Here is a 3,582-nt window from a genome sequence, read left to right on the forward strand (position 1 = left end):
AAAACATTCCTCTATTCGAATCCTTTCGTCGTGCTGTTGATTCTGCCTTCCTATGACCTGTTCGGACTATTATGAGAAATGCTATAACTCCCCGGCTACAACCAAAGTTGGGCGTTCGTAGAAATTTCTTGGTAGTATTGTGTTGCTCATCATAAAAGTATAAGTTACTTGCAGATGCAAGCAACTTATACTGAACTTTCACTACTTTACCTATTTTGAGCAGCAGGAGCCTGATGCTTTTGTGCTGTGCTCTCTGTGACATCTGTTGAAGGTTGCGGCAAAACTTTCACTGCTTCAGAACTTTTTTGTTGCAATTGTGATGCTAATGCTTCATGTAAAGGTTTTGCTTCGTATTGTCTTCCTATTTTTACCTCTTTATTCGCACGTAGCTGTTCTTCAGTAACACCATTACTCTCAAGAAGTTCTACAGAACCATTATCATGAATATTAATTTTAATATTACATTCTTTTTCTTTGGCATACCACTTTAGAGTCATTTGATATGATCCATTAGCCACTTCATAAATTCTTGTTCCATGTTCATCAACCCGGCAACGTAGCCCCCTTGCTTTACTTTGAGGTAGCAATAATGTAATTGCTTTCACGCCATATTGTTTGCACAAATCGTTATTTAGAATGTCACTCATGCTTACTTCTTTTGTATTACTACCCATCGCAATTCTTACAGCAGGCTCAATAATATTATCTTCATTTTTGCTTTCTTTAAGTTTTATAAATTCTATATCATTATTTTCTATATTTTTAGATATCTCTTCTTTAATTTGTTCAGCAATTTTGCCTATAATGTTCTTACCACCATATTTATTCTCATCCCGAGCAGTATATGTACATATACCATTACTATCCTTATGAATATAAGGTTTTGGTTTCTTTTTATTAGTGGTATTAGTAGAAGGGTTGTTCTGCATTACAAAGAACTTATTCCATTCTTCTTCATTATTAAGAGTGACGTATTTAGGTACATTCTCATCCAGTGTTGATTTAGGTACATTTTTAGTATCCGAAATCGAATTATTATCAGAAGGACTGATATTTAGATTAGAGGAAGTTCCAATCAAAGATACAATTTCAGTACTATTAGTTAACATATATGCCTCCATTATTTTTAATATATAAATGTTAGCATATAGATATCACGCCAATTGGTCAACATAAATTATTGATGGCAAAGCTTTTAATGTTGAAAGCTCAAATACTCCTTTGCTTGGTCAGTTAGAACGCGTCCTCTTGGTGTGCGCTTTACAAAACTAATTTTGATTAAGTAAGGTTCTACTGTTTCTTCAATATTGCCAACATCCTCAGATAGTGCAATAGATATAGTGTCAATTCCAACAGGGCCTGAGGTGTTGAATAAAAATCTTAGATAATGCACATCAAGTTTATTGAGTCCCATTTTATCTACACCCAATTTTAGTAATACAGAATCAGCTACTTCGTAAGTGATTTTTTTATCATCTTTCACTTCAACAAAGTCCCTTATTCTCCTCAGTAATCTCAAAGCAATTCTTGGAGTGCCGCGCGCACGGCAGGCAATTTCCCGTGCTGCATTTTCTTCAATTTCAGTAGAAAGAACTCTTGCACCTCTTTTTATAATATTTACCAGTTCTTCAAAGGAGTAAAACTCAAGATGCAAGGGAATGCCAAAACGATCTCTGAGTGGCGCAGAAAGTAATCCAAGCCGCGTTGTTGCTCCGATTAGCGTAAATGGTGGTAGATCTATCCTTAAAGTGCGAGTAGATGGACCTTCACCTACTAATATATCCAAGCAAAAATCTTCCATAGCAGTATATAAAACTTCTTCGATGCTGCGATTTAATCTATGAATTTCGTCGATAAATAGGACATCTTTTGCATTTAAAGTGGTAAGCACTGCGGCCAAGTCCCCAGCTTTACTAAGTAAAGGACCAGAAGTTGCGCGAAAGCTAACTCTTAATTCTTTAGAAACAATTTGTGCTAAAGTTGTTTTGCCAAGCCCTGGAGGACCGTACAATAAGACGTGATCTAAAGCTTCAGTTCTCGTCTGTGCAGCGTTTATAAACACTTTTAAATTTTGTATTAAGTCTTTTTGCCCGACAAAATCATCAAGTTGCTCAGGCCTGATGTTAATATTGCGCACATCTTCAGTATATTCTTTACCGCACGATATTGATTTCATAATGTTAAGAGCTCCTTAAGCGCCATGCGAATAATATCCTTAGTGTCCAGGTTTGACAATTCGTCTTGTATTTTTTTTATCGTATCATAAGCTTTCATTTTTTCATACCCAAGATTGATCAATGCTGAAAGGGCATCTTCATTAATTGGATTAAAGTTATTGTTATTTATTTCTAGTTTACTTACTTTGCCACTCAATTCAGTGATGATTCGATTTATGAGTTTCAAGCCAAGTCCACTCATCTTGAGTGTTACTTTATCTTCATTCATAATTGCCAAAAATAGCTGTTCTGGAGTTAATTTACTCAAAATTGACATTGCAGTTTTATAGCTAACACCGCTTACTTTAACTAGAAACCTCAAGCACTGCTGTTCTTCTTTGCTTATAAAACCATATAGCTGAGTAGTGTTTTCTCTGTTATTTGCATAGGTTTCGATAAGTAATTTGATTCTACTTCCAATTGCACAAGCACTTAAAGTTTTGGCTGAAAGATACACCATATAGCCAACATCATTCACGTTCAGGATTATGTGATCGCTGCACACTTCATCAACTATTCCGCTTAGATTTCCTATCATTTTTAGTACTATATAGGGTTCAGTTTAAATACTCCTGGATCTTAGGTCAAGTAAACGAACATTATAACAGGGAAACGTGGCTAAAAAACCACTTGACAAACTCCGCCAGCCCCCTTACCATGAGACTGAAGGTATTCAGTTATCTTCATCTGTGCAGATTAAACAGCAAGAAAACAACGTAGTTGGCGTCTTATTTTTAATTTTTTGCACTATGTGCACCTTATGTCTTCACAACATTTCTAGGTTTTTACCTATATAAGCTGAAACGCGCTTATAAAGCGTTTAAGACAGTATAGTACGCCAATTTGCAGGATTAGAGAGTGACAACTAGCTAACACGGGATTTCTTTTGCCTTTTTTTCTGCTTAGTAAATTTCTTAAACATTTAAACTAAGGTGAGTTGCATTTAAAAGCAGCTAAATTGCAGTGTTTAAGACTTTAAAGAACGCCAATACTGAAAATAGATAGTAACCGGGGCTTCTTTTGCCTTTTTTTTATTTGGTAAATTTCTTAAATATTTATGGCTAAAGTAACTTAGGTTCACCGACAATCGTCATCCCGCTAAGTGTTAGCGGGATCTATTGCCGAGATACCGCGAATGAATCGCGGTATGACGGTCTGCGGCGGCATGACGATAAGGTTTATACCTTGTCATCCCAGTGCCCAGACACTGGGATCCAGCCTTTTCATAATCATCAAAACGTTGTATTTTAACATAAAACGGCTACTTTTATACTTACCAACTTAATAAAATTCCTGGATCCCAGTGGGCTTTGTTGCATCGCTAGCTATGATGGATTAAAGATAAAAAAGATAGGGAATATCAGTA

The 3,582-nt window shown here is 35.9% G+C and carries 3 protein-coding genes and 1 pseudogene; all 4 read right to left on the minus strand.

Features of this window, described 5'->3' with window-relative positions; genetic code table 11:
• Positions 1–84 precede the first annotated feature (84 nt).
• Positions 85–150, minus strand: a pseudogene (locus OZD66_RS02865) (DNA-3-methyladenine glycosylase); the annotation flags it as partial.
• Positions 151–206: 56 nt separating this feature from the next.
• Entirely contained in the window at positions 207–1,109 is a 903-nt protein-coding gene (locus tag OZD66_RS02870; RefSeq protein WP_259348551.1) for a hypothetical protein, read from the minus strand.
• A gap of 86 nt (positions 1,110–1,195) precedes the next feature.
• Entirely contained in the window at positions 1,196–2,176 is a 981-nt protein-coding gene (ruvB, locus tag OZD66_RS02875) for a Holliday junction branch migration DNA helicase RuvB (protein WP_182367622.1), read from the minus strand.
• Positions 2,173–2,754: a Holliday junction branch migration protein RuvA gene (gene ruvA, locus OZD66_RS02880; RefSeq protein ID WP_182367625.1), complete on the minus strand. Its 582-nt coding sequence runs from the start codon at positions 2,752–2,754 to the stop codon at positions 2,173–2,175. Before ruvA ends, ruvB begins: the two co-directional genes overlap by 4 nt.
• Positions 2,755–3,582 lie beyond the last annotated feature (828 nt).

Origin of the sequence: Wolbachia endosymbiont of Drosophila baimaii, from assembly GCF_028982185.1 — a bacterium.
Classification (GTDB): Bacteria; Pseudomonadota; Alphaproteobacteria; order Rickettsiales; family Anaplasmataceae; genus Wolbachia; species Wolbachia pipientis.